This window comes from Algoriphagus sp. 10J20-15 (assembly GCF_055809615.1).
The window spans coordinates 1-26,954 of record NZ_JBVVUG010000014.1; the positions used below are offsets into that span (position 1 = coordinate 1).

29 protein-coding genes and 2 pseudogenes are annotated in these 26,954 nt (G+C 37.1%); 6 read left to right on the forward strand and 25 right to left on the reverse strand.

Annotation, left to right across the window (positions count from 1 at the left end; genetic code table 11):
• From AC0L6R_RS06900 to AC0L6R_RS07000, 21 genes and pseudogenes are all read right to left on the reverse strand, one after another.
• Nucleotides 1-325, reverse strand: a pseudogene (locus AC0L6R_RS06900) (transketolase family protein); the annotation flags it as partial.
• Nucleotides 326-362: 37 nt separating this feature from the next.
• Nucleotides 363-1,214, reverse strand: a complete 852-nt coding sequence (locus tag AC0L6R_RS06905) for a transketolase (protein WP_283414391.1) — start codon at nucleotides 1,212-1,214, stop codon at nucleotides 363-365.
• Nucleotides 1,215-1,227: 13 nt separating this feature from the next.
• Nucleotides 1,228-1,673, reverse strand: a pseudogene (gene bcp / locus AC0L6R_RS06910) (thioredoxin-dependent thiol peroxidase).
• Between the two features lie 107 nt (nucleotides 1,674-1,780).
• The gene (locus AC0L6R_RS06915; protein WP_473270533.1) at nucleotides 1,781-2,020 is read right to left on the reverse strand and encodes a hypothetical protein; all 240 of its coding nucleotides are present in this window, start codon (nucleotides 2,018-2,020) and stop codon (nucleotides 1,781-1,783) included.
• 160 nt (nucleotides 2,021-2,180) lie between these two features.
• Complete coding sequence (locus tag AC0L6R_RS06920) at nucleotides 2,181-2,507, reverse strand: hypothetical protein (RefSeq protein ID WP_473270534.1); 327 nt, start codon at nucleotides 2,505-2,507, stop codon at nucleotides 2,181-2,183.
• A gap of 104 nt (nucleotides 2,508-2,611) precedes the next feature.
• Entirely contained in the window at nucleotides 2,612-3,049 is a 438-nt protein-coding gene (locus AC0L6R_RS06925) for a hypothetical protein (RefSeq protein ID WP_473270535.1), read from the reverse strand.
• Nucleotides 3,016-3,567, reverse strand: coding sequence for a M23 family metallopeptidase (locus AC0L6R_RS06930; protein WP_473270536.1), 552 nt, complete (start codon nucleotides 3,565-3,567; stop codon nucleotides 3,016-3,018). The genes AC0L6R_RS06925 and AC0L6R_RS06930 overlap by 34 nt, the downstream gene beginning before the upstream one ends.
• Entirely contained in the window at nucleotides 3,554-4,165 is a 612-nt protein-coding gene (locus tag AC0L6R_RS06935; protein WP_473270537.1) for a fumarylacetoacetate hydrolase family protein, read from the reverse strand. Before AC0L6R_RS06935 ends, AC0L6R_RS06930 begins: the two co-directional genes overlap by 14 nt.
• A 6-nt stretch (nucleotides 4,166-4,171) precedes the next feature.
• Nucleotides 4,172-4,420 carry an META domain-containing protein gene (locus AC0L6R_RS06940; RefSeq protein WP_473270538.1) on the reverse strand — a complete coding sequence of 83 codons (249 nt, stop codon included), beginning with the start codon at nucleotides 4,418-4,420 and terminating at the stop codon, nucleotides 4,172-4,174.
• Nucleotides 4,413-4,748: a DUF4377 domain-containing protein gene (locus tag AC0L6R_RS06945; RefSeq protein WP_473270539.1), complete on the reverse strand. Its 336-nt coding sequence runs from the start codon at nucleotides 4,746-4,748 to the stop codon at nucleotides 4,413-4,415. The genes AC0L6R_RS06940 and AC0L6R_RS06945 overlap by 8 nt, the downstream gene beginning before the upstream one ends.
• 375 nt (nucleotides 4,749-5,123) lie before the next feature.
• Complete coding sequence (locus AC0L6R_RS06950; RefSeq protein WP_473270540.1) at nucleotides 5,124-5,744, reverse strand: GDSL-type esterase/lipase family protein; 621 nt, start codon at nucleotides 5,742-5,744, stop codon at nucleotides 5,124-5,126.
• A 162-nt stretch (nucleotides 5,745-5,906) separates the two neighbouring features.
• Nucleotides 5,907-6,080, reverse strand: coding sequence for a hypothetical protein (locus AC0L6R_RS06955; RefSeq protein WP_473270607.1), 174 nt, complete (start codon nucleotides 6,078-6,080; stop codon nucleotides 5,907-5,909).
• A 179-nt stretch (nucleotides 6,081-6,259) separates the two neighbouring features.
• Complete coding sequence (locus AC0L6R_RS06960) at nucleotides 6,260-6,508, reverse strand: LD-carboxypeptidase (RefSeq protein WP_473270541.1); 249 nt, start codon at nucleotides 6,506-6,508, stop codon at nucleotides 6,260-6,262.
• Nucleotides 6,509-6,513: 5 nt separating this feature from the next.
• Nucleotides 6,514-6,810, reverse strand: coding sequence for a hypothetical protein (locus AC0L6R_RS06965; protein WP_473270542.1), 297 nt, complete (start codon nucleotides 6,808-6,810; stop codon nucleotides 6,514-6,516).
• Nucleotides 6,811-7,152: 342 nt separating this feature from the next.
• Nucleotides 7,153-7,434, reverse strand: coding sequence for a hypothetical protein (locus AC0L6R_RS06970; RefSeq protein WP_473270543.1), 282 nt, complete (start codon nucleotides 7,432-7,434; stop codon nucleotides 7,153-7,155).
• 31 nt (nucleotides 7,435-7,465) lie between these two features.
• Entirely contained in the window at nucleotides 7,466-7,744 is a 279-nt protein-coding gene (locus AC0L6R_RS06975) for a hypothetical protein (RefSeq protein WP_473270544.1), read from the reverse strand.
• Nucleotides 7,734-7,970, reverse strand: a complete 237-nt coding sequence (locus AC0L6R_RS06980) for an RNA polymerase sigma factor (protein ID WP_473270545.1) — start codon at nucleotides 7,968-7,970, stop codon at nucleotides 7,734-7,736. Before AC0L6R_RS06980 ends, AC0L6R_RS06975 begins: the two co-directional genes overlap by 11 nt.
• An 82-nt stretch (nucleotides 7,971-8,052) precedes the next feature.
• Nucleotides 8,053-8,235 (reverse strand): RNA polymerase sigma factor, encoded by a 183-nt coding sequence (locus AC0L6R_RS06985; RefSeq protein ID WP_473270546.1) that lies wholly within the window; start codon nucleotides 8,233-8,235, stop codon nucleotides 8,053-8,055.
• The gene (locus AC0L6R_RS06990) at nucleotides 8,232-9,089 is read right to left on the reverse strand and encodes an alpha/beta fold hydrolase (RefSeq protein WP_473270548.1); all 858 of its coding nucleotides are present in this window, start codon (nucleotides 9,087-9,089) and stop codon (nucleotides 8,232-8,234) included. Before AC0L6R_RS06990 ends, AC0L6R_RS06985 begins: the two co-directional genes overlap by 4 nt.
• 348 nt (nucleotides 9,090-9,437) lie before the next feature.
• Nucleotides 9,438-10,730: a D-alanyl-D-alanine carboxypeptidase gene (locus AC0L6R_RS06995; protein WP_473270549.1), complete on the reverse strand. Its 1,293-nt coding sequence runs from the start codon at nucleotides 10,728-10,730 to the stop codon at nucleotides 9,438-9,440.
• Nucleotides 10,731-10,732: 2 nt separating this feature from the next.
• Entirely contained in the window at nucleotides 10,733-11,110 is a 378-nt protein-coding gene (locus AC0L6R_RS07000) for a DUF423 domain-containing protein (protein ID WP_473270550.1), read from the reverse strand.
• 856 nt (nucleotides 11,111-11,966) lie between these two features.
• On the opposite strand from AC0L6R_RS07000, the gene AC0L6R_RS07005 reads away from it, so the two are divergent.
• The 4 genes from AC0L6R_RS07005 to AC0L6R_RS07020 all read left to right on the forward strand — a co-directional run bounded on the left by AC0L6R_RS07005 (nucleotide 11,967) and on the right by AC0L6R_RS07020 (nucleotide 20,323).
• Entirely contained in the window at nucleotides 11,967-12,776 is an 810-nt protein-coding gene (locus AC0L6R_RS07005; protein ID WP_473270551.1) for a polysaccharide biosynthesis/export family protein, read from the forward strand.
• A 6-nt stretch (nucleotides 12,777-12,782) separates the two neighbouring features.
• Nucleotides 12,783-15,230, forward strand: coding sequence for a GumC family protein (locus AC0L6R_RS07010; protein ID WP_473270552.1), 2,448 nt, complete (start codon nucleotides 12,783-12,785; stop codon nucleotides 15,228-15,230).
• Nucleotides 15,231-16,623: 1,393 nt separating this feature from the next.
• A complete protein-coding gene (locus AC0L6R_RS07015) occupies nucleotides 16,624-19,932 on the forward strand; it encodes a PAS domain S-box protein (protein WP_473270553.1) in 3,309 nt (1,102 codons plus the stop codon).
• A complete protein-coding gene (locus AC0L6R_RS07020) occupies nucleotides 19,907-20,323 on the forward strand; it encodes a PleD family two-component system response regulator (protein WP_473270554.1) in 417 nt (138 codons plus the stop codon). The genes AC0L6R_RS07015 and AC0L6R_RS07020 overlap by 26 nt, the downstream gene beginning before the upstream one ends.
• Nucleotides 20,324-20,706: 383 nt before the next feature.
• Here the strand turns inward: AC0L6R_RS07020 and AC0L6R_RS07025 are convergent, their stop codons facing one another.
• From AC0L6R_RS07025 to AC0L6R_RS07035, 3 genes are all read right to left on the reverse strand, one after another.
• The gene (locus AC0L6R_RS07025) at nucleotides 20,707-21,651 is read right to left on the reverse strand and encodes an IS3 family transposase (RefSeq protein ID WP_473270555.1); all 945 of its coding nucleotides are present in this window, start codon (nucleotides 21,649-21,651) and stop codon (nucleotides 20,707-20,709) included.
• Complete coding sequence (locus tag AC0L6R_RS07030; RefSeq protein ID WP_473270556.1) at nucleotides 21,648-22,046, reverse strand: transposase; 399 nt, start codon at nucleotides 22,044-22,046, stop codon at nucleotides 21,648-21,650. The genes AC0L6R_RS07025 and AC0L6R_RS07030 overlap by 4 nt, the downstream gene beginning before the upstream one ends.
• Before the next feature lie 61 nt (nucleotides 22,047-22,107).
• Nucleotides 22,108-22,476: a response regulator gene (locus AC0L6R_RS07035; RefSeq protein ID WP_473270557.1), complete on the reverse strand. Its 369-nt coding sequence runs from the start codon at nucleotides 22,474-22,476 to the stop codon at nucleotides 22,108-22,110.
• A gap of 751 nt (nucleotides 22,477-23,227) precedes the next feature.
• Here AC0L6R_RS07035 and AC0L6R_RS07040 point away from each other — a divergent pair.
• Entirely contained in the window at nucleotides 23,228-23,830 is a 603-nt protein-coding gene (locus AC0L6R_RS07040) for a hypothetical protein (RefSeq protein ID WP_473270558.1), read from the forward strand.
• A gap of 346 nt (nucleotides 23,831-24,176) precedes the next feature.
• Here AC0L6R_RS07040 and AC0L6R_RS07045 read toward each other — a convergent pair whose 3' ends face one another.
• Nucleotides 24,177-24,890 (reverse strand): LytR/AlgR family response regulator transcription factor, encoded by a 714-nt coding sequence (locus AC0L6R_RS07045; RefSeq protein WP_473270559.1) that lies wholly within the window; start codon nucleotides 24,888-24,890, stop codon nucleotides 24,177-24,179.
• 783 nt (nucleotides 24,891-25,673) lie between these two features.
• Between AC0L6R_RS07045 and AC0L6R_RS07050 the strand changes: the two genes are divergently transcribed.
• Complete coding sequence (locus tag AC0L6R_RS07050) at nucleotides 25,674-26,729, forward strand: OmpA family protein (protein ID WP_473270560.1); 1,056 nt, start codon at nucleotides 25,674-25,676, stop codon at nucleotides 26,727-26,729.
• Nucleotides 26,730-26,954 lie beyond the last annotated feature (225 nt).

A 26,954-nucleotide genomic window follows, 5' to 3' on the forward strand; every position in this document is an offset into this window, starting at 1 on the left:
TGCTGAGTAGGCAATAGACTGACGAATCTGATCGTAAACACGACCGGTAGAGAAGTTGGCGAAAGTACCTGTGAAAGGAATTTTGCCATTGATAGTCATACCTGCGGCGATGCCCATCATATTTGCTTCTGCGATACCTGTTTGGAAGAATCTTTCCGGGAATTCCTTCTGGAATGCACCCATTTTTAATGATCCGATCAAATCAGCACAAAGGCCCACCACATTAGGGTTTCTACGACCAGCTTCCACGGAAGCCGTCGCCGAATCCGGAACGTGTATCTTTTTTTTCTGTATAGTTGAATTTTAAATCCAATGTCTTTTCCATGTTTTCTTTTCGTTGAATGGTCTAAAAATCGCCTTAATTAAAAATCACCAATTGTTTCTGGCAACTGTCCTAAAGCGTTTGCTAATTGCTCATCACTAGGAGCAATTCCATGCCATTTGTGTGTACCTACCATAAAATCAACTCCAAAGCCCATTTCGGTGTGAAGCAAATTCATAACTGGCTTTCCTTTTCCACTTAGGCTTTTTGCTTTTTCCAGTCCTTCCACTACAGACTTCATGTCATTTCCCTGAAGGGTGTCGATAACTTCCCATCCGAAAGATTCATATTTAGCTCTTAAATCGATTAAGTCCATAATCTCAGCTGTAGGTCCATCGATCTGCTGCCTATTAAGGTCAATAGTAGCGATTAGATTGTCTACTTTCCAGTGAGCAGCATACATAGCCGCTTCCCAAACTTGGCCTTCTTCCTGCTCTCCATCACCCATCAATACAAAGACAGTGCTGTCATCACCATCAATTTTCTTAGCCTGAGCTGCTCCGATTGCTACTGACAATCCTTGTCCCAAAGACCCAGATGCAATTCTGATTCCCGGAAGACCTTCTTCAGTCGCTGGGTGACCTTGAAGTCTTGAATTCAGTTTTCTGAACGTGTCCATTTCCTCAGGAGAAAAATAGCCTGATCGGGAAAGTACAGAATACCATACTGGTGAGATATGTCCATTGGAAAGGAAAAATAGGTCTTCACCTTTGCCTTCCATTTTGAAATTAGGATCGTGATTGAGTTGGTTGAAATAAAGAGCTACAAAGAACTCAGTGCAACCAAGAGATGCTCCTGGGTGCCCGGATTGAACCGCATGAACCATGCGGAGAATGTCTCTACGTACCTGAGATGCGGTACTTTCGAGCTGCTCGATTGTTTGTTTTTCCATTAGGGATATAGGTTTAATTTAGGATTTGTGCTGTGTGATCTTTTGTGTTTACTTTTTCTATGATTTCGGATATCTCTTCCTTCCTCATCTATTACAAAAGTGGTTCGGACAGTACCCATGTAGGTTTTGCCAAAAATATTTTTTTCTTTCCATGTTCCATAAGCTTCGTGTACTTTCAAATCAGTATCGGCGATTAAAGAAAATGGAAGTTCTTGTTTTTCTTTGAATTTAACGTGTGACTTTTCAGCATCTGAGCTTACCCCGAAAACCACATAGCCGGCTTTTTGCAAGGCTTCGTAATTATCTCTTAGGTTGCATGCCTGAGCTGTACATCCTGAGTAGCATCTTTAGGATAGAGAGTACCACTTTTTTTCCTTGATAGTCAGAAAGCTTGATAGTTTCTCCTGTTTCAATTTTAGCTTCAAAATCTGGGGCCATTTGGCCTTTTTCTAAGTTCATATGCTAGTGTTTAGGGCTGAATTTAACCAATTGTTCCTTTCCATTCAGCAGTATTGCCAGCTTTATCGGTAACTTTTAATAAAACTTCCCCCTTGAAGGGTAGATTTTCAAGTTTTTTCTGACCAAATGACCGCTTGTTTGTATTCATACCTCATTAGTACCCATTTGCCATTCACATAGGCTTCATAGGTGTCATCTGACAAATCATCGCGAATGATATATCGAAGTTCGGTGGAATTCACCCTTACCACCTTAATTGTTGGTTTGGTGTTGTCCTGTAAAACAGAGATTTCCCCTAGAGATCTGGAGTTGACACTCAAAGTATCCCCAGTCCAAGTTCCTCCCAAAAATGACTTAGAACCGCCTGAAGTATAGTAGGCATGTGAGCGGTCCTTATTTCCGGATATCTATGAAGATTCCAGTTTATATTCATAGAATTCCAAAGATATTCCCGGCTGTCATTGATTACCAAACGTGGCGAATTGGAAGATCCACTTTGAGAAATTCTCAAAAGAAATCGTCCAAAACTGTTTCGGGACTGAAGTTCACCTGTAAGTTTTGCTCTGAATAGGAGGTCTGCTTTCCGGCAGGAATTATTGCTTTGATCCCCGGTGTAAGAACTTCTGTGCAAATATCAATTTCTTCAGGAATACCAAAATTCATGTCCCAGAGATAGGTTCTACTGTTTTCATCTTGGTATGCTGGAAGCATTTCAAATGAATGTGCACCCACCTGAAATTTAGCCAAACCGCCTTTTGGAGAGATTGGAGCTTTGATTTTCAAGATATTATTAATGTAATCTAGGTGATGCTTTGGAAGGCGCAACTCCATCATTGATGTTTGATTCCCTATCTTGACCGAGCAGGGTGAAATTAATCTGACGCTCATTGCCATAGGCATCCCGAAGCTTGAGTTGATAAGCTTTCTTTACTCCAGGGTCAAGCTCTTAGGTGACCTGTTGAGGAGGATTCAGGTGTAATAAATTTAAATTTTAAATTCTCCTGAAAATATAGCTTGGTATAGCGATTCTGATAAGTATGTTGAAGAAATTGTCTGGTATAGTTGAAATCAACCTTATCTACAGTCAAATTTAAAACGGTTCCTGTGCCATCTGTCAACTCAAAAGTTGGAAAACCATTTCTATTACTTGCACCATCAAGCTGATCATAACTACGGATTTCTATACCTACTTTACCCGTGATCTTTATATCATTTGGTAAACGATAATTAGAACCGCTGGCTACAGGCGTCACTTCCAGCCTGGCAAATTTCCCATTCACTCTAGAGTCTATAGCTAAGGGAACAATGGCTATACTTTGCGGTACTGGTGCCGTATTATCGACTATTTCAGGAAAGCCAAAAGGGAGTGGGTCCATGGCCCTGTCCCAGGCATCTGAATCTCAAAGTGCAGATGTGGACCTCCAGAACCACCTGTGTTTCCGCTATCCGCTATCTTTTGCCCCTGTTTTACAGGAAGTTCTCCCGGCTCAGGATATACTTCTAAGTCAATTGCTTTTGCTTCATACATCTTCTTACGCATGTAATCGCTAAGCTCCTTGTTGAAATTTCGTAAGTGACCGTAAAGTGTGATTTTGCCATTTGGGTGCTTGAGGTAAATCACATTACCATACCCAAATGAAGAGATTTTAATGCGGTGAACCCACCCATCAGCAGCAGCCAAAATAGGAAGACCTTCTTGTCCTCCTGTTTTGAAATCCAAGCCGGTATGGAAGTGATTAGGTCTTAGTTCAGCAAAATTCCCTGATAAGTAATTTCTTGTACCAGGCTTAATGGGGTTTTTGAAATAGCCCTTATCAACTTCCTGAGCATCAAGCTTGAAAGAGGCGGTTAATCCAAGAAATATAAGTGCGTAGCCTAGTTTACTTAACTTCAAAATCCAGCAGCTTTTCTGTCCCTATAAATCCTTCCAATTTGTCTCCGATATGAACAGGCCCGACTCCTGCCGGAGTACCTGTATAGATCAGGTCTCCTGTCTTAAGCATAAAGAATTGAGACACGTATTCTATGATTGTTCCAAAGTCAAACAGCATCAAAGAAGTGTTGCCTTTTTGACGTGTTTCTCCATTGATATTTAGATGAAAATCTATGTTTTTCAAATCTGTAAATTCATTCACTGATTTGAATCCGCCTATAGGTGCCGCGCCATTAAACCCTTTGGCAATCTCCCAAGGCAAACCTTTGGCTTTACATTGATCCTGCAAGTCTCGTGCTGTGAAGTCAATTCCAAAACCAATCTCATTGAAATAACGATGAGCAAATTTCTTCTGGATGAATTTTCCCTGCTTGGAAATCTTCAGAACCAGTTCAGCTTCATGATGGATGTTTTTGGAGAAATCAGGGTAGAAAAAAGGTGCCCCATCCTTTAATAGGGCAGTGTCTGGTTTTAGAAAAACAACTGGATCGCCAGGGGTTTCATTTTTCAATTCCTCTATATGAGCCGCATAATTTCGGCCTATGCAAATGATCTTCATATATAATTAATCTATAGCTTGGAAAGTCATCAAGGTTTGACCGAATTCATTCAACAAGTAAAGTTGGTTGTTTTCCAGTTTATATCCGCGAGTATCTGTCAATGCCTTGGAAATAGCATGTTCAGCACTCATCTCGGGGCAAGCCATTCTCGTAGCCGCGCCGGGACCAAGTAGAAGTTTTTCTCCATCATTTTCCTTGATCTCACCACGTACAGAATTGCAGCCCATGTTTCCTACATAGGTTTTCTCAAGCATTAAACTCAAAGGTTAAAGCTTCTTTGTTTTTGAAACCTGTTGGGTTTTCTATTTCGCCCACTTGAATAATTTTCCAGATGTTAGTCAGGCGCAAAGCGGGGTCAGGATTTTTACTTAATATCTCCACAAGCTCATAAATTTTAGATGAAGCATCCGCGGGAACTGGTGCCTCCCTATCTGTGATTTTTACTTTGATCTGGTAAATATTGCCTGGCTCATAGACCGAACCCTTGAATAGAACTATAGAAAAACTCCCAGGACTCACCCGCGTTAATCTCAGCTCCTTTTTGAATTTGAAAGACAAGACATAGGACCAACTCCAACGCAATCCATTTTAGAAGAATTTATCCACCAAAGTTTCTGTGTTTTCTTCCGCCTGACGCTCACATGCAACTGCTGCCAGAATAGTGCTGATGAATAGAAATAGGATAGTTTTCATGGCTTAAAAGTTTAAATGTATTAGTCTTTGTTTGCAGTCAAAGATTTTCATGCGACAGATTATGTCTTTATTCTTTATTCTTGCTTCTAGCATCTAAAATCTTGATTCTTATGTCTAGATACTTATGTCTAGATACTTATTTCTAATCAACCATAAATAATTCTCTAGTAAATTGAAACTAGCTGTTCAAATAGTTTTTCTGTCCAAAGGCTATACATTTTAGCGCTGGGATGAAGGCCATCTGCAGGAGTATCTCCTGGCTTTCTAAAGCACGATATTGCTCGGTAATGTCAATAGGATACTTCTTCTCCGGCAGATTTTAGCTTTAATGCTATTGTAGGAGTCAATTTCCTGAGCGATCTTACTTTGATCTCTACCACTTTTTTTTGCAAATGGGGTAATTCCCCAATCTGGTATAGACAAAACCACCACATGCTTGGTATTCACAGCCGCAAAACTTATTGCCTTTAAAAGCATGGTTTCAAACTCCTCTTCAAATTTACTTATAGGAAGACCTCGATATTGATTATTTACTCCTATAGAAAGCGTTACCAAATCGTAGGTATTTCCGTCGATATTCTCTGCCTTGATGCCTTTTTCAAGTTCGTCAACTGTCCAGCCTGTGCGGGCGATGACCTTTGGTGAAGCCCACTTCTTGTCAGTTTCGGTATTTAGTTTGGCGATCAATTGGCTTGGATATCGCCCTGTATCGCTTACACCTTCACCTATCGTATAGCTATCGCCCAGCGCCAAATAAGTGAGTTGATCAGAGTTGTCTGTGAGATTTTCAGTCATAGGTTTTTCAGAATCTTCTGGAAGCATATTATTGGAGCTTTTGCAGGAAAATATCCCCAGAATGATAATTGTAAGTAATGTAAACTTCATAGTAAGTCTTCTAATTCTTACTCAAATACGGATTCAAGCAGCGAAATGGTTCCCTTATCTGCATCCATGGCAACTTTTCCGCCTACAGGAATAGTTGCAACTGCTTAGATATGACCAATCATCGCGCCAGTGTAAGCGGGAATGTTCAAAGGTAAGATGTAATCATCCATGACTTGATCTAAGGTAAGAGACCCATAACCACCGCCAGGTCGCAGTCTGAACATTGCCCAAACACAAAACCTTTGAGTTGGTCAGGATACAGTTTGTGAGTTTCAATGTACTCATCATACGGTCCATTTTGTATGGGTCTTCTCCTATATCTTCGATGAAAAGAATTGCGTCTTTGAAATCAGGATAATAAGGAGAGCCCCGAGGTTGCTGTCAAAACAGTAAGATTTCCACCCAGGATTTTTCCTTCTGGAATCCCACCTTTAAGTGTTTGAATTCTATTTGATTTGACCACCAGATCATCACTTTCCCCAGTGGATATGTTTCGAATATTACTTTTTCTTTTTCTATAAATACTTTCTCAAACTGCTCCACGTTGAAGCTATTCCAGGGACACTCGATCCCATGGGGCCATGGAAGGTGATTAAGCCGGTTTGTGCGTGAATCGCACAGTGCAAAGCTGTGATATCTGAATATCCAAGAAGTGGTTTTGGGTTCTTGGCAATTGCTTTATAATCAATCAAAGGCAAAATCCGCGCAGCACCAGAGCCACCACGTATGCAGATAATTGCTTTTACCTCTTTGTCGGCAAACATTTCATTCAAATCTGAAGCTCGTTCTTCATCAGTCCCTGCCAGATGTGGCCGTTTCGGTTTTTGAGGTTTGCTCCGAGTTGCAGCTGAAATCCTAGCGCTTCCAATGCTTCTTCTGCGAAGGTAAACTGCATTCTATCTGCCATAGCAGCAGATGGAGCTATCAAGCCTACTGTATCTCCTTTTTTGATTGCCTTCGGCAAAACCGTTTTGGTGTCATAAGCTGAATGGGCTGAATCCCATGAAACTAATGGGAGTGAGGCTGAAAGTAGTCCTAGGGATTTTAAGAAAGCGCGTTTTTGCATTTGTAAAGGGAGTGTAATTCTGAAACGTGAAAATAAGGCTTTTTTATTTTTAAGTTAAAGTCTCCCGGCCTGGGCACAGAAGCCCAATGAAAATTTAGCAAGTAAAATGGTTGCTGTAATAATTATTGAGGTTATTCTAACCCCGAAGTTTTATTTCTGAGGTAAAATGGATTTAAACCACAGAGTTCACAGAGATTTTCGCAGTGAACGCAATAGATTCAAAAAATCTTTTACCCATCCTTCGTCTATTATTTAAGATCAAGTCTAGAAGCTTTATACTAATTTACGCAAGACAGGTAATTGCTACCTTTTTCCTTGAGTTTGATAATTGTCCATTGTTACTTAATCCCCTTTCCTTTCCAGCATTCCTTTCATCTGCTCAATCATTGGCTTGAGTTCTTTATCGTACTTTTTCACTTTTCTTTTTATTTGCCAATGCATAAAGCCAAGAATGGCTAAAGTTAATGCGAGATGAGAATCCCAATTCGTGTGATGGCATTTTAAGGGTTCCAATAAAATGTAGTAAGAAATATTCAGCGCTAGTATGAGTAGAAAAGTATAGGCATACATGTGCTTTCTTGCTATCTCATAGCGGAAGTTCAGCTTTTTGATCTGGGCCTTCAAATAGTCAGAATTGCTGAATCGTTCGCTGGAGTCATTTTTGCGGACCGTTGACCGGAGAGTCAAGCCCAAAACCCATATCATGGCGAAAGCGATTATATACAAGCTGATTGCTATGCCAATGCTTTCCCTCCATGGCATTGACCAAAAAGAGAACCCCAATTGTGAGAGGTGTGATTAGCATCATGAAAATCATCTCTCTTCTTTGTTTTACTTCAGTTTTTCTCAGCCCTTCCATCAATGAATTGATGTCAAAATCAATAGGCTTCTGAGCCTGCCAAAGCTTTTGTATGTCTTCGAAATTATTTTCCATGGGGATTGAGAAGTTGAGTGAGTGAGGCTTTGATACGGTTTACTTTTACAGCTACATAATTCTCAGTAATTCCTGTGATCTCAGCGATTGTTTTATAGGGTGTGTTCTCCAGTAGCAGCGTTGCAATAACCCGATCAGTTTCGGCCAATGAAGAAATGGCTTCATAGAGTTTTTTGATTTGTAATTCCTGCTCTAGACTGTTGTTTTCTGGTTCGGCAAGATCCATCCCATTTGGTAGCTCAGCTTGTTCGAGCTTCTTTTTCTTTTGCAGAGAAGGTAATGGCAGTATTATAAGCGATTCTAAGAATTCAGGTGCTTAATTCACTTTCCCTTCGAAAGCTATCCAGATGTCTCCAGATCTTGATTAGAATCTCTTGAAATAGGTCGTGAGCCAGTTCTCTATCCTTCACAAAACCCAGGCAAAGACGGAAAATTTTGTCTTTGTGGGTTTTGTAGAGGTTTTCAAATTCCAGATCTTTCCTGTGCTTCATTTGAGGAAATTCTGGATTTCAGCCAAAAACCAATCTGGGTTATCCCACATTATAAAGTGATGAGCAGTTGGAGCCATTTCTATTTGAACATTTTCAGCAAGTTGATATTGCTGTTCAAAATTGGACTTTACTGATTCTGCAGTCATTCCATAATCCTTTCCAGCGTGCCATGCTCCCAAAACAAGAATTGGCGTTTTGAGTGTATTGAGATTCTGTCGGTAATCAGTAATCATCAATTCGTAGATAGCTTGCCCTACAGTAGCCCGGTCACTTTTCATGGACCAATCCACTAGCTGGGGTATTTTAGCTGTAGAGGTAGTCATCATTGCCATACTTGCAGTTTGCTGACTTTCAAAGTCCTCAGGATTGGAGTTCACGATCATAGACTTGGTTTGTTTAGCCATAGGAACCATCATTTCTGCTGTTGCTGCAGGATTCATCGCAGCGGAATAAAAAGGGTAGGAGTCTACTATAATTACTTTTGAAATCAGGTCTGGATGCTCATTTGCAAGTTGAAGGGATAAAAAACCACCCAAACTATGACCTATTAGTTCTACTGGCTGCTCAAGTTGCTGAATGTATTCTGCAATTTCAGATTTTACATTAGGTAAAAAACCATTAGTTAGATTTTCTGCGGGCTGACCAGCGAAACCAGGCAAAGTAAGTACATGACAAGTATTTGTTTTGCTGAGTTCGGCAACTGTTTCCTTCCAAACCTCCCCTGAAGATGCTAGTCCTGGAATTAATATAATAACTGGTCCGGATCCGGATACTTTGCTATCAAAGGAGTTTTGAGAATAGGAGAGGGTTACAAATCCGAAAAAGAGGATGTAAAGAATAAGTGATTTTTTCATGGTGCGAGTTGTTTTATTCTTTAGACCATGGCTTGACTGATTCCTTACAGATTTTGTAAAAAAAAATATGAGCATCCGCAATGATGCCAGTTGCCTTAGATTCTTTGTTTATCTGGTCGGAAGACCGATGACCGAAGACTCCCGTACTAACGGGACAGGCTGAAGTGACCTCAATTATATTTTTGAACAAATTCTAGATTGCTTTTCCCTCTTAACTGGTAGAAAACGAAGCAGAGCAAAAATCCAAAGACAAAAAATGAACTAAACTTTATCCATTATTTGACCTGATACGTTCCATCTCGTAAATCGTAAATCGTAAATCATAAATCCCACATCCCACATCCCAAATCAAATCATATCTCTCAGCATTACCATCACCTTCTCCATTTCCCTTCTCACTTCAGAAGCTTTCCAAGGATAATTGGAATTCATAAAAGCAAAGCAATAAAAACGACCGCTTTTGCCTTTAATAAGTCCTACCAGACTGTGATTATTACTCATCGTACCAGTCTTTGCAAAAACATAGGGCTGCTCAGCTTTGTAACTGTTTTCCAAGGTTCCTGCTTTTCCTCCAGCGGGTAGAAGTTCCAACAGCTGCTGGTCAGGTAGCATTCTATAGATCTTTTCAAAAAGTGCCACCATAGTTCTGGGCGTGAAAAGATCATGACGGCTTAGCCCGGATCCATCTACCCATTGAGGTTGATCGGGAAGATCAAAGAGATAGGTTTTGAGCATGTATTCAATTGCCCTTTCTGTATCCAATCGCTGGAAAAGTCTATCCGAAACCATCAACATGAGTTGCTCTGCAAGAAAATTATCACTTTCCAGCATCATTTCTTTCAGAATAGGGAAAAGAGCAGCCCCACGCAATTCCTGATGGATCAGGGGTAAACTATCCGGCTGATAGACCCATTGTTTTCCAGTTGCATCAGAAGCGAGCTTCATTAATAGCTCAGGAGTGTAAATAAAAGGAATGAATTCCTCTCTAGCCCTGAAATTATTAGGGTTATAGTAGAATTTATTGCTGTGGAAGTCCCGCTCTAATTCCCGAATTGTGCGATTCGTAGGGAATACTTGCTGTTGAAAACTAGGAGGGAAGACGGTAGGGGCATTGCCTACTTTTTTCACCTGAAGCAAATTTCCATAGATCGGCAAAGAACTTCGCTCCGCTGAGTAATTGTAATAATAATCATCCCATTGCCAGCCATAGCCAAAAGCAGGGGACATCATATTTGCATCAGAAAAGATGACTTTATCAAAGGGAGCTATAAGTCTGGCTATTCCGGGATCATCAAACTTTTTGTATTTCCAGCTTGGATCTCCCGAACCCCAAATCTTTATGGTATTCCCTTCAGTTACGTAGCGCAAAGTCTGGGTGCTGTCATTCAGGATAATGAGTGAGGAAAATAAGGTAAAAAGTTTGGTGGTCGAAGCTGGAATAAAGCGTTGATGACTGTTTTTCTCATAAAGCACGACCTGCGAATCCAAATCGTAAAGCATAAATCCGCTGAGATGTCCATTGAAAAAACTGCCTTCTCCTAACGCTGATTCCAATTTTAAATACTGATCGCGGGTGAGCTGCGCAAAAAGACTTGAATTGAATGAAACTATAAGGAGTATTAGAGTAAAGAGTTTACGCATACTTAGTTTTTTGAGGCGGCTACAACTACTAAAATCCATCCACCTATAAATGCAACACCACCGAGTGGGGTAATTGCTCCCAGCCAGGTAATTCCAGTAAGAGAAAGAACATAAAGAGAACCTGAGAAAATAAAAATTCCCACAGCCATTAAGACAGCAGCTAAGCTTAGTTTCTTCCATTCAGGTTTTACCAGAGCTAGTATGCCAATCAGAAAAATAGCGAGCGAGTGATAGAAGTGATATTTTACTGCTGTTTCAAAGGTTTCATTTCTTCCGGTTTCAGCCAGAATTTCTTTCAGCCCATGTGCGCCAAAAGCTCCTATTCCCACAGCTAGCATCCCGAAAATAGCTCCTGTTTGTATGATTTGTTTTCCTGTCATTCTAATTCTTCAAATTCTAAATTCAATGTTCATTATTCGAAATTAAAGCATTACAAGCAAGAATAGAGCATTCCTGAAGTATTTAGAATTAATTACTAAGTCCAGATAAGGTATTTACTGCGTTTATTGAACAACAGAATACTTTAGAGATTTCTAGATTTCATTGAAACCTATTATTTGGATTATGAATCCACATTTGTTCCAGTATGGAGTCAAAAGCAAAAAAGGATATGTTAAACTTTAGAATTCAGGCCGCTTCAGCCTGTCCCGTTAGTGCGGGAGTCTTAGGATACTTGTATTAGGAGTGGCCGAAGTATAGTTTTACCTACCATATAAACAGAGAATTGTGGTGGCTGGCATTATTGCGGATACTAAGGTTGTCCAAATTTATAATTCTATAGTATGTATGATTTGTTACCTTCAAGAAACCAAATAATTATAGTATTTTGCAAACTCAATATTTTGTACGCTCCAGATCCCTATTGGGAATCACGTCAACTGAGCGAAATCGAATTAAAATATGACTATTAATATCGTTACAGATAATCGGGTTTGGTGTTTTAATACTAATCCTCCTGATAGATTATTAACGATTATTACCTTTAATTGGAAGAATGTATTGCGTTGTTAATTCAAACATATTTAAACTACTCAATTAATTGAAGTCTTATTGCGTCACATTAATGTGTTTAATACCTACAAAACTGCTGTAAGATCTAAGATCGAAATTACTGACTAAAGTGATCCTCTTAATATTCGAGGCATTTTTTTTGCCAATGTGTCAAAAAATCAAAGTATTTACGGTTAAATGTTTAAGTTTGCCCAGTTTTTGAGAGAAAAAATTAAAAATGAATATATGAGTAACATCTTCAAGGGTTTGTCATTCTCACTGGTTTTTTTTATGGCCTTTGGCTGTATATCGAATGAGAAAATAATTTACTTGCAGAATTTGGAGAATAATACCCCGATAGAGGATGGGGAATTGATCACGTACGAGATCCCAGACTACAAACTTCAGTACAACGATATTATAGATGTAAATATCCAAACCGTGGATGATTTGCTTCAATTTGGCTATAATAGTAAGCCTCCACAAATGAGTCAACAAATGGGTAATGTCTCTGCGCAAAGCGGAGGGGATATCTACTATATGACGGGTTTTTCAATCGATCAAAATGGCAATATTCGACTTCCGGCAGTTGGAGATGTGCAAGTGAAGGATAAAACTTTAGAAGAAGCCCGAGTGACAATAGAAGAGAATATGCGAAAGTTTGTGAAAAGCGAGCTTTATGTGAAAGTTAAATTGGGAGGTGTGAGATATTCAGCATTGGGCGAATTTAGACGTCCGGGTAAATTCACCGTACTTCAGGACAGAATGACTATTTTTGAAGCGATTGCCAATGCTGGTGATTTAACAACTGTCGCTAAAAGAGATGAGATTTTATTGATTAGACAGTATCCCGAAGGGACTAGATTGCATAGGATTAATCTATTGGATAGACAAATTGTGGCTTCTCCGTTTTATTTTATTCAGCCGAATGATCAGCTCTATGTTGAACCTATGAAGGTAAGAGAAACTGGTACGGGTGAAAACACAGCCCAAACCTTAGCCTTGGTATTTGCAGGGATTTCTTCTGTGGCCTTAATATTAAATTTACTCAAATAAGAATTTATGTACCCGAATACTCCAAATTCTTCCAATTCTGGACAGAATCCTTTTATGGTGCAAAAGGAAGATGAAATTGATTTAAAAGTTTTACTTTTTAATTACCTGCAGTACTGGATTCTGATTTTAGCCTGCATGTTTATTGGTGCAATTGGTGCCTTTTTTTTTAATAAACATGCTACTAATATTTTCAAGGTAGAGTCCAGCATACTTGTAGAGGATGAAGAGCCTGCCTTGGGCATGGATTTATTTGAATCCTCAGGTTTAGGTATGCTTGGAGGCAAGAGTAATATTGAAAATGAAATAGGTATTCTGAAGTCTTTTTCCTTGGCAGAAGAGGCAGTTTCAGAGCTTAACCTCAATGTTCAGTATTATCAGGAAGGATTTGTGACAACAACCCAGATTTATGGGAAATTACCAATTTTAGTTACGGTGGATTGGAAACAGCCACAACTAGTAGGGGGAAGATTTAGATTGGAAGTAATCAATGAGGATTCCTTTGAACTCTCCGTTGAAAATGATGAGTTTAAAATCTATTACCCCAATGATCCTTATTATAAAGTAGTATTAGGAGATCCTGTTTCTTTAGAGAAATCTGTATTCTCATTTGGAGAGGAAATTCAAGGAGAATATTTTTCATTTACAGTTAACCAGATAGCGGCCCTTCCAGGTGATATTATTCAATTTAATTTAGTTGATACACCTTCCCTTGCTCTGTTTTACAGAGAGGAGTTAGCTGTAGCCCCTATTAATAAGCAAGCTTCTATTCTTTCTTTAAGCTTAGAGACTCCAGTTAGACGATTAGGCGAGGATTACATCAATAAGTTGATGGAAATGTACTTGGCGCGGGAGTTAAAGGAAAAGAATAAAGCTTCAGAAAACACTGTAAAATTTATAGATGAGCAACTTTCCGGAATTTCTGATTCTCTGAGGTATTCAGAAAATAAGCTTCAGAAATACAGAACAGAAAATAAGGTTTTTAATCTTTCCGAAGAAGGCTCAGTTGTTTTTGAAAGAATGCAGGAGTTAGAAAAACAAAAGGGGCAAACAGAACTAAGTCTAAAATACTATAATACCCTTCGGGATTATCTTGTCACAAATCAAACAGGTGATATGGTCGCTCCATCGGTAATGGGAGTAACTGACCCCTTATTAAATTCACTTGTGCAAACCTATAGTGAATTGCAGGCTGAGCAGAATAGATTATCTGCAAATTTTACAGAATTAAATCCCACCGTAAGGGAAAATACTGCGAGGATTCAAAATATTAAAAAACAGCTACAGGAAAATGTAAATTCTGCAATTAGCAACACTCAGAATATAATAGCGGATTTGAATTCTCAAATTCGCATGTTGGAGGTGGATGTGAACTCCCTTCCTGAAACAGAGCGTAATCTAATAGGAATTCAACGACAGTTTACCATAAATGAGAATATTTACATTTACCTTCTTGAGAAAAAAGCGGAGGCAGAAATTACCAAAGCTGCTAATATGCCGAAGAATAGTATATTAGATTATGCTAAATCAGGACAAGAACCTGTTGCTCCAAAGCGTTCTCTTAATTTGTTAATTGGCTTAATTTTAGGCTTAATTCTTCCAATTGGCTTTATTACAATTAAGGACTTTTTAAATACAAAGATTGAGGATCCTAAGGAATTGGAAAATCAAATAAAGGTACCTTTGATCGGGATGATCGGGAGAAATAGTTCTGAGGATAACATTCCTGTAATGAATAATCCTAGATCAACTGTTACAGAGTCTTTCCGTTCCTTAAGGGCAGATATGTCCTATTTAAGTCCTCATAGAGATAATTTGACAATTCTATTCACCTCATCGATCTCAGGTGAGGGGAAAACCTTCGTATCCATCAATGTTGCTTCAGTATATGCCTTAATGGGCAAGAAGACTTTATTAATTGGTTTGGATCTTAGAAAACCAAAAATTGCTGAGGATTTTGGATTGGCAAATGATAAAGGGATGAGTACCTGTCTTAGCTCTGATATATCTTGGAGAGATGTAGTCAAGCCTACAGGTCATAAGGATATGTATGTAATTCTATCTGGACCTATACCACCAAATCCAGCGGAATTACTGCTTCAAGATAAGTTTGGGGAAATTATCAAGGAGATTAAAGCCGAGTATGATGTAGTTATTTTTGACTGTCCTCCTGTTGGGCTAGTTTCTGAAACTAAAGAACTCTTTGGCTTTGCTGATATTAGCTTCTATGTGTTCCGTCAAGGGTATTCAATGAAAGGAAATACCCAGATTTTGAATAATCTAGTGGAAAAAGGCGGGGTATCAAAGATTTATGGCATCTTGAATGACATGCATATTGATAAGGGCTACGGTTATGGATATGGTTATGGCTATGGATATGGTTATGGAAATAATTCCTATGGTTACCATGAGGAAGTTCAGCTTCCTTGGTGGAAGCGGGCATTGAAAAGGAAATAATCCTAATTCAAAATTTATAATCTAAAAATCGCAAGCTTTCGTCTGCGATTTTTTTTTAGCGGTTGTTGAGAAATTGCGATATTAGCAGTTACTACAGAGCGAAGTCGAAGTAAAGGTCTCCTGAACGAGTAGGCAATAAATTTTACGATACAGGCAAGATTGCTGATAATCGCCTAAGGCCGGCGCATGGGAATTCAGTAGTTCCTCTGTAAGTGAAGAGATAAACAGGAAAATTAATATTTCCGCTAAAGATTGCTAAAATATATTTCGCCTTTCTAATGTTATCAATGTCTCTATGATTTGGATTCTTTAAATACCCAAGCCATAGAGTGCTGAGATGGGAAGTTGTCCCATTTCTCCTCCCTGTCTTCTTTCTTTATCTTATGATAAGGATGTACTCCCAAAGTATTCTTCGAATAATTTTATTGATAGGACAATGTTTTTTTATTCACTTTGCTTGATTTTTTGTTTAGAAATTTTTGACTATTCATAATGCTGCTCCTAATGAGAAACAGAAGTTATCCTTAGTCTAGTGAATAGCTATTCGCCGAAACACCTTCTATTGAGTAGATTTGGAGATGTTTTTTAATTATGTGACAAATCCCCAGAAGAAATTTAGGTGAAACACATTAAAAATGAAGCCTTTACATATGTGTAGTCAAAAGTAAACTAATTCGACTAAATTAGGGAACTAGTTGGCAGAAGCTGTTAATTAATATTTGACAGGTGCAAAATATTGTAGAATCATTTTGTAATAAATCAATATCAATAGTGTTTTTTTACCTTATTATTTCTCCGTTATAATTTACTGTACCATTCTCAGGATTTTTCAGATGTATAAGAAGTTACATGGCAAAGATAGGTGAGAGTAAATTAAAAAGATTGGGATGAAGATGCCTTCGACAGATTGAAAGCAAAAATGTATCTTTAACTTTCTTAGGTGGGATAAATAGTTATTGATTGGATTATTAGTTCTGTATATTATTGAGAGTAAGGAAGTAATGAATACAATTTCATTTACTGTCTTAAATATCATAATTGTTTTGTAAATGCAGAATATAGGAACTGCAACCCTCTAAGTAGCAATCATGTATGAATTTGATTGGTATTTCGTCTATTGGAGATTGCTGATATTACACCTGATAATGATTGAAATTTTATTCCGAAAAGTTTACTGTATTTATTAGTATTCTGCATAGATTGGATAGAGAGTAATTTAATGGTTTTTATAAGATGTTGATAATTAAAGAGATATGGCTTGGCTAATTTAGACTTGTGAATAAGATAGATTAACATTTTGCCATGTTGGATATTTCTTGCTTATTATAAAATCCTTAATACCTCTGTGGTATGTTATTGCGATATTAAATATAGACTATAATTTTCCTTCCATATGATTAATTTGGATATTCTTCTAAGCACTACAAGTAAGGCATTATCCATTCTCAGCAACTCTAGTGACTTTGAACCTACCGTTGCAAAATTGTTAAAGGAGATTGGTCAGAGTTTGAATCTTGATTGCGCATATGTAATCAGGTATCTCGATGCTTACCAGAACGGCAGGATGTGTTACGATTATGAGTGGTGTAATGCGGGCATTGATTCCCGGCTAGAGGGTGTTAATTCTAAGGTTTTTCTAAGTGGCAAATCAGGCTTAATCAAAGAAAGATTGCTAGCAGATGGATATTTTCATTCTAAAGTTGATCCTAAGTATGATTTTTTTGCTGAAGTACCGGGTGTTAGGAGTATGAATGCTTGTTTATTTATACCCATATTCGTCAATCAGGGGGTTTGGGGTGTACTAGGTTTTGAATATAGCTTTTCGTTTCCTTTCTTTTCTGATAATTCTATCGTGCAACTAAGAGCTTTGGGTGTAAGTTTAGGGTTTTTGATACTGAGTCGCGACAGTAATAAACAACAGTTAGAATGTGAACACAAATATCAGCGAATTATTGAAAATATTAGAGATGTTGTTTTTGTGCTTGATTTGGATTTTAAGATTATCTATCTGAATGGAGGATGGGAAAGGCTGTATGGCTATAGAAAGGAGCATTCCATAGGAAAGTCTATTTTTTTCTATATAGAAAAGACATATATGGATTATTTCCTCAATGAGCTTGAAGTACTTTCCAGAGGGGTAACACTCATGATATCTCTAGACATACCAATTATAACAGCAAATGGAGGATTACGCTGGGTAAGAATTTCTGTCAAAGGCCTAGAAGAGGGGGAAGAAGGACTTTTTGGAACTATACTCGATATTCACCAGAATAAACTTAATACTGAAAAATTGAAGGACAGCAAATCTGCTTTTAATTCACTTTTTCATACTGTTGAAGATGTTATATATATCGGAAATCCGTCTACAAGATCATATAGTTTAGTGTCAAATAAAATTTCAAATTTTGGGTTGAGCCAAGATGATTTTATAAATAATCCTTCCTATTGGTTGCAAATTGTGCATCCGGATGACCGTCCACAAGTAGAGGGATTTATCCGTGATTCTTGGGCCAAAGACAGCCAAAAGTTAGAGTATAGGATAATTAGCACTTTTGGATTAACTCTTTGGATAAATAATAAAACATGGCTGGAATATGATGTGGTCGGTAAGCCATTCCGTTTGCATGGACACCTATCCGATATTACTGTGTCAAAATCAAAAGAATTGGAATTGTTGGAAAGCGAAGCCCGTTTTAAGATTATTTCGGAGAATCTTCCGTTTTCACTTATTATGTGTTCATTGGATAAGCTGGAAGTACTTTATTTCAATGAGTTTTTTCTTAATATGATCTCACAAGGCAACTCCGCCATTCGAAGGGATTTTAATATTGATGATTACCTCTTTCGTCCAGATTCTTCTATTTCCGTGAGGGAGTATATATTGAATCAAGTGGAGATAGATAATCTGGAAGTTCTGGTTCGTGAAGCAAAAGGTGACCACTGGCATACCCTCTCATCCCAAAAACTCCCTTATAAAGGAGAATATGTAGTGACTATAGTACTCCATAATATCCATAAACGAAAGCTTGCTGAAATGGAAAGGATAAGGCTTGAGGAGTTGCTGATTGCATTAGATCAGACACAAATCAACTTTTCTATGGAGATGGAAGTGAGAGAGACATACTCCAAACTTCTATCTACCCTGATTTTTTTCACAAAAAGTGAATATGGATTTTTAGGAGAAATACTTTATGATGAGCAGGGAACCCCATATCTACAATCAAATGCCATTAGAAATTCGGATTGTAATGAGGAAACCCAACGTTTTATAGACAGCCATATTGAAAAAGGTTTTGTCTTTAGAGAGCTTGATAATTTAATAGGTCAGGTGCTGCTTTCTGGCTCACCACTGATTTTAAATGAGGTCGGACACCAGGGTCACTCCAATGCCAAACTTCCAAAGGGGCACCCACAGCTCAAAAGATTTTTAGGAATACCTATTTACAAAGCAGACAAGTTCATAGGTATGGTAGGACTCGCAAATAAGCAGAAATTATACTCTCAGGAGGATATCGATTTCTTGCAGCCATTTATGTCAAGCTACGCAAATTTAATCAGTCTTGTAAATGAAAATAAAAAACGAATTAAAGCTGAAAGCCTTCATAAAAAATCAGAAAACCTTTATAAAATATTATCGGACAATGTAGATGATGTTGTTTCACTACATGACCTTAAGATGAAAACAAGATACGTTTCACCTTCCATTGAAAGAGTCACAGGTTTCCTTCCTCAGGATTTTTTGGATAAAGATTTCTTCAAATACATTAATTTTACTATTCCTAATTCAATTGATTTTGAGAATTATCCAAAATTTGTAATTCCTATTACACATAAAAAAACAGGGAAAACCATTCAGATAGAGATGATGTGGAAACCGCTTTATAATAATCAAGGAAATCTCTATTCATTTTTAGCTACTTCCCGGGATGTCACAGACCGAGAAATGATCCTAGCAAAGCTGAATAATACGCTAGATAAAGAGAAAGAGCTCAGCCAACTTAAATCTAGGTTTATAGCGATGACATCGCACGAATTTAGAACACCATTAGCAACTATTTTCAGTAGTAATGACCTACTTCGGGTTATTCTTAGTCAATTTGATGAGCATGATATTAAAAGCAAAGCCCTAAGACACGTCGATAAAATAAATTCTCAACTTCTTAGGCTTAATCAAATGGTAACTGACGTATTGTTAATGGAGCAGAATTCAGATGGGAGGCTAAACGTCAATTTGAGTTTTTTAAATTTAAATGATATCATCTTAGAAATATTGCGTGAGAATTTTTCATTTGACGAAGGTAAGCCATGTGTCAATTTAGACCTTCCAATTTTATCAGTATTCTTGAAATCTGATCGAACATGGCTATCCTATATCATCAAAAACATTGTGGAGAATGCTCTTAAGTACTCCAAACCAAAAGATAGAATACCTGATCTTAGATTGAAAAAAAAGAGGGATACTTTAGTTTTATTAGTGCAGGATTATGGTATTGGCGTGCCAAAAAAGGAACAGAAATTTATCTTTGATCCTTTTTATAGGTCTTCAAATGCCAGTAGCATCAAGGGAACAGGGCTAGGTCTCAGCATAGTTTATGAATTGGTGCTGAAGTTAGGAGGTAAAATTTACTTCAAAAGTAGAGAAAATTTTGGCACATCTATTTCTATAGTATTTCCCTATGAAAAACAAAATTCTTCTTCTTGACGACGGTAAAAAATTATACGAATCCTATAATAAAATACTTAATAAAAATGGGTTCGAATGCTTCCAACTAAATTATGGTATCAGCATAGCAAAAATGTTACTTGAAAATGCTATAGATATAGTCCTTATTGACTCATCATGCGTTCTTGAAAATCCTCATTTACAAGAAGTTGTGGAGTTTTGTTTGTCTGAGAACCAAAATATTCCTTTTATATTTCTTGGTAGGGATATCAATTCTAGTGAAAAGTTGGACTTCAGTTTCCAACTTGTTTTAAGCTTGCCCATTAAATCGGAACTGCTAGTAAATACTATTCAAAATGTTCTAAACGAAAAGATTAGAAGAGATAAATGGAACAATTATGTTGAAAAAGGATTTATTAATTATACCTGAAAAGCAGTAGTGATCTACACATAAAAAATCGAATGAAGGCTACAGTATGTGGAGAGAATCCACAGAATGGGAGCGAGGACCACAGTTTTCTACTATAACGATAATTTGATTTATGGTATGTGCTTAAATATTTTTGGTTAAATATTAAGCTTTCATTTGTACCAACTTACCAGTGGGAATATCAGTCAAGTTGATTGGAATGGCTTTTTTTTACGAGGCAATTTTTTACTGCATTCATTCTTTGTGTTTCATGGCTTGGAAAACTTTTAAATTAAAATATCCGCAATGATGCCAGTTGCCTTAGATTCTTTGCTTATCTGGTCGGAAGACCGATGACCGAAGACTCCCGCATGTACTTCCCTAAATAGCGTTGACCGTTTGGTTCAACATTTATTTAATTCCATCGGGCAATTATGAGCCAGAGGTTCTTCTCTTGGGTAAACTTCTAAGGGGCTCGATGCCCCTTGGAAGTTTTGTCTTCCTTCGGTATAAATATTCACCGTCGGTCTTTCTTGGGTAGGTAAATCTATCAGTTTTTTGTAAAACTCCATTGGGGTATAGTCCATTTTAAAAGCCCGATGGAGTCTTTTTTCATTGTAATGGTTGACCGCTTTTGTCACTTTTCTCTTCAGGTCATTGACCTCACGGATTACCCACACTTTCAGGTATTCATTTTTGATGATTCCATTGACCCGTTCTGCATAGGGGTTTTCCCAGGCAACTAATCCCATACTGATGTGAATACGTTGTTTGGTCAACAACTTGGTATAGGCATGACTTCCATACTGAGATCCTCGATCTGAGTGGTGAATAGTATTCCAAGGGTGACAGTTCATAATCTGAAAAGCCATCTTCAATGCGCTGATATTCGCTTCAGTGCGCATGTGGTCGCTCACCGCGTATCCGACTATCAATCGGGTGTAAACATCAATAATAAATACTAGATAATAATGCTCACCGTTGAGGTGGAAGTAAGTGATATCACTCTGAATCACCTGGAAAGGGCGATTGACACTCATTCCTTCAATTAGATTGGGATAATATAAGTCTCCACTATAAGTGGTCCGATGGTAGTTTCTGACCCGTTTGACACCATAGCCCAGCTCCAAAAAAAGCTCACAAAATTTATCCCTGCCCATCCAATTGGGGGTTAGGGTACGATTCATCTTTTCAACCCCACACCCGGGGTGCTCTTCCTTGAGCTGGTCGGCTAACACGACCAATTCGGCCAGCTCCAGGTCAAAAGCATCCTGACGCTTTCTAGCCTGCTGGACTGCTTGTTTGCTGACTCCGACAGTCCGATAAAGTTCATTGAGGGAATAGCTCATGACTTCTCGGTTGTCTTGGAACCACCAGAGGGTGGGGTGTTGGAGTTTTTTTTGATGTCGATCGAATACGTTTCTTTGGCCAGATCAATCATCTTTTCCAAGTAATCAATTTTGATTTGCTTCTGGCCTACAGCTCGTTCCAGCTCCTTGACTTTTTCTTCGAGTGCTTTAAGCTTATGGGTTTGACTGTCTTTCATCTCCACGATTCTGATATTTTTCTCATTATAAGTAGAATACTTGTAGATCCACTTGTAAATGGATCTGTTTGAAATACCATTATGCCGCTCCATCTGGGGAACCGACAGCACTCCTTTTTCAAAATCATCTACTATTTTACGCTTGAATTCTTCTGAAAATTCGCGCCTTGAATTGATCCTTTTTCCCGTTTTTAACATTTTTCAAGTAGCTTTAAAACGGTCAACCTATATCAGGGAATGACACTTGTAAAGCTCTTGACTATCCTTCCATTACTTGCAAAATATCATTATGCAAGTGATCAAGAGAAAATGGTTTTACGAGACAGTGATCAAAGTTGTAGCCTTGCAGTTCTTCTTCGGGAAGTAAATCAAATGCGGAGATTGCAATTACCGGAACCTGACTTGTTTTTTTATTTTCCCTAATTATTTTCAGAAATTGATATCCATCCATATAAGGCATTCTGAGGTCAGTCACAATGATATCTGGTAGACCTTGGGTGTTAATCTGATCAATTGCATCAATGCCATTGCTTGCTACCTGCACTTGAAAGTCGTTCACTTCAAGAAACCGTTGGAGCATTAGACGGTTGACCATACTGTCTTCTACAACTAGTATTTTTTTCTTCATGGTTTTATATAGGTTCGAAATAGGTGAAATTTTTATGCTAATTAAAGAAGGCTGGTACGGTCAATAAAAAAGTAAAAAACCCGAATTCCATTCTAGTCTCAGGGATGACACATGTTTCAATTATAATTTGCGTATAGTGACGATTTAAAAAATAGTTGTCCTTTGTATTCATCTCTTCTTACGAACAGGAATTCCTAGGTTGTGTAAACGAAAAGGAAGTACCCTTTAAATGAATAAACCTAAAGATTTAGAGAAAAAATTAAATCATGGTTTAATATTTCAAAAAAAGTGATACTAACACCGCGGTTATATGGGGTAAAACTTAGACATATTTTATAATGAGTGAATTTATCTTTTATTTACTCTTTGAACAACTAAAGTTGAAAAAAATCCAAGTTTTATATTCAATACAACAATCACCCTTTCACGCAGTAATGCTTTGTCGTTCTTAGGGAAATCCTATTCCATCCCAAAAGCAGACATTTCATTTACAAACTGCTTCAAAAACTAAAAATCTATACTTTACAGCTGTTGATACTGACTAAAATGTACTTCTTTTAAGCTTGAATTGCTCTTTATAGAAACTAGTAATTTTTGTTTCTATGGATTAGTATTAATAGCACTTAGGCGATCTGTCCTAATTACTTAATTAGTTCCTCAAGAGTTTCAAGTGCTCATTGATGCGATGGATTGCTTTTCCTTACGAGGTTTGAAATTGGGTTTTTCGAATATGTATAGATTATAGAAATTTATGATTAATTACTTCAGAAAGGTACTTACGGGCTACAAGCGCGTTGAAAAAGTTGTGGATGGAATGGCTGCCACATTTTACTATATGGGACATTTAGTAAGCTTCAGTCCGATTACTATGATTAAGGAACTTCGGATTAAGCAAGTCACAGAGAGATTTATTCAGGTTAATACCAAAGTTTCTATCAAGGAGATTTTAGAACGAATCAAACCTGATTCTGGTCTAGAAGAGGCAAAGATCAAAGTCTACATAAATGAAGGAAGTGATTTTCTTAAAGTTTACAGGTATGTCACTAAATCCGGAAAATTTAATACAAGCTATTATGAATTTTTTATTGACGATGAGCTAGCGGCCGTCTTTTTCAGAAAATATGATTATGGAAGGAGTTTTTCATTTACTATAAATAATATCCAACCAAATATCAAAGTAAATTCAGTAAATCCGAATGAAAAATATCTTATTATAAAAGAAGAGGAGGGTAATTTCGTACTTATAGAATTTTTTGGACACACGCAAGGGTGGGTAATTGTTAAAGAAGATAAAATGAATAGATTGATAGACAATTGGGAGCTGAATTATTCACATAAAGGGGAGCCGGCTTAATCTTTCAACTTTTTCCAGTGCGGATACCTATTTGTAGGTTTTGATTAAAAAATTGTAAATTTCAATACCTTTAAATTGATAACCTGACAATTGGTTGATTTAAACATATTCCGAGGAGCAAAGTTTTGATTTATCTATGGCAAGATCTGGAGGATTCTAATCTAGCAAATAGGACTCAAAGGGATGCTAATTTTAGAGTCACTTTCACTTTTAGATTAGAAGATCATTTAAGAATAAAATAGAGCAAAAAAAAACTGTCCGTCTATGGGTCGCTTTAAGAGTTCTTCTTTATATCTTGTTAGATAACGAGAGACCATGTAAATATTTTGAAACTTACTTAATAAATTTAATTAGAGTTCTCTTTAAAATCAATAATCTTAGCTTTTAGTTCTTTATATATACCTCTTCTAAGTGGGATGGCTGTATTTTCTACGATTAATTCTTTAGAGTTTATTGAATTGGCGTAGGATAAATTGATAATATAGGATTTGTGAACCCGTATAAAACGCTTCTTAGATAAATGGTTCATCACATCTTTCATTATGTCCCGAATAGTAAACTGCTTTTCTATTGTATAAATTTTCGTATATAGACCATCTGCCTTAAGGAATGTAATCTCATCTTCCAATAAGGAAATGATGTGTCCCCTGTCCCGAATTTGTAAGGTGCGCTTTTTGGGGTAAGAAGATTTGTTTTCAAATGATTTGAATGCTAAGTAAAGATTTGACCTCAACCTTTCCTTAGAAAATGGTTTTAAAATATATCCTTCATTGGGAACATTGGCAACCCTTTCTAGAAAATTCAAATCTGAATACGCCGTGATAAATACAGTCGGAATATCCATTGACTTCCTTATTTGCTCAGTCAAATCTATTCCATCCATGCTACCTTCCAATAGAATATCCATTAATATTAAATCGGGCTTATTATATTTAAGGAAATCTATTACTTCAGTGGCACTTTTTAATATATGGACGGTTTCATATCCCAAATGACTAAGAAGATCTTGGATGTTTTCTGCTAATTCATCCTCATTTTCTACAATTAGAATCTTTTTCATTAAATCTACTTTTTAATCCTCATTCGAAGGTATCATGAAAAATTTAAAAATGGGCAGGTATTTACATGAGAAATTAATAAAAATGCAATTACTATAACAATTTGTTAAATTTAACATCATAAATTATTTACTTTCATTTTTAACCGCATATTTATCAACTAAATAAGATTTATATCATGGTTCTTTTTATTTACAAAAATATACGAATTATTGTTTTATGGTTGTATGTTTGATTTTTTTTTGCATATATGTTTATTAGTTAATAATTTGAATAGATTGCTTATGGTAAGTTACAGGGGGCGTTAGATTACTTTAACCTAGACTAATACACTACCTCTTTTATCCAACCTTATATATGGTTGGATTTAGTAATCATTTTGTAATACTGCCGCTCTTTGTAGGCTTGAGTCTTTGTTTGATAGGTGCATTTTTTATCAGACTTTTTATTACTTGGATTCTTTTAGTTTACAATATTTCGCATATTATATACTATATCCTATCATTTAGTTTCGTTTTTCATTTGAATGGCGTAATTGCTGTACGATTTAATTAAAAATCAAAGCTTTTAATGATGTTTAGTGATTGATATGCAGGATCTAACTTAAAGTTATGGGTAATTGATCGTTGAGCTGGTGTATTTTGTTGAAATCAAGACCTCGCATTGAGGCTCTGGGTTTTACTGATCGATAACCAGCTCGCTGTTCAGGTAATTAAATTTTCTGGATTTGCTTTTTCGACCATTCTATGAAGTACTTCTTTTTCTTCTTTAATTTTATAGTAATTATGAATTTTAACTTACTTTTTGTAAAGCCACTATTATTTGAAAAAAGATCAGGAAAAGTGATTTCACTTAAAAAATCAGAAATCTTACCTCCTTGGCGATCTAATTTAATAAACGGTCCCATCTATAATAAACATGATAAGCAGGTTAATACTTGTAATATTCCTTTATACAATGAGAATTTAACAGATACTACATTTTCCATTTCCCCATTGAAGGAAAGAAATTCCAAAATCATGCAATCAAATTTTAGGTATGAAGGTAAACCCATTTGGAGTACAGCAGTTGGTACAAAATTATTCGACACTGGGGGGGGGGCTAATCACAGAACAGATTCGGTAGGTACAATGGATATGCCATACACTTTTTATGATTTCGTAGGTAATGGTTCAAAAGCAGCATCTGGATATATGTGCATTCCGAAGTGTTTTATTCCTATTAGGGATAAGGCAGATTTAGATATTCGCCTACGACCCTTGCCTCTTAACGTGACGTTAGTTTTGACTAGGACCTGGGCTATTGAATATATGAGAACTCTTACTGAATCGGATTACCGCTCACTTGACAATCTAATTGAGATTCTCCATCAAAATCCAGAGGTTCGGGTTGATTTAAAAATTCACACAGATTCTAAACGTGGACACTACTATAATAAGCGAGTGTCTGAGAAAAGGGCTAAACTAATTATTACCTATTTGATCCGAATGGGAATAGATCCTGATAGAATCTATTCCGTTTCGTATGGAGATTCTTATCCTTTAATGCCCTGTGAGCCTATTTGTACGGAAAGGCAATACATTGAAAATAGTAGAACAGAAGTTGTGTTTTTTATAGGAGAATTTCAATATAAACCATACGAATATCCGGATTTTGATATTGGAATGCAGAAAGTAATACACACCGGCTCTAAGGTAACTTTACTAAAAACTGAGAAGCCAATACCTGAATGGGCTTCACTTATAAATCCTTTGAATCGCTCACCACGGCATTTGTTACCTGGGCAGATCCTGAAATTTGTAATAAAGATATTAATGGTGGCCATTTTTATTATTTGGTGACTGGAAGTTTTCCAAATTTGGAAGCTGCCTATGCATGGGCCAATTACCTTAGAGATGATTTTACCAAGGAAGTATATGTACTTCCACCTTCTTCCAAACAACAAAATTTTTTGGTAGCCCTTGATAGGTTTGTTAAACTTGACCAGGCTCTGACAGAAATTAAAGAATTTGGAGAAGTTGCCCCTCATCTAAAAGTTTGGTTGTATTATTTGGAATAGATTTAAC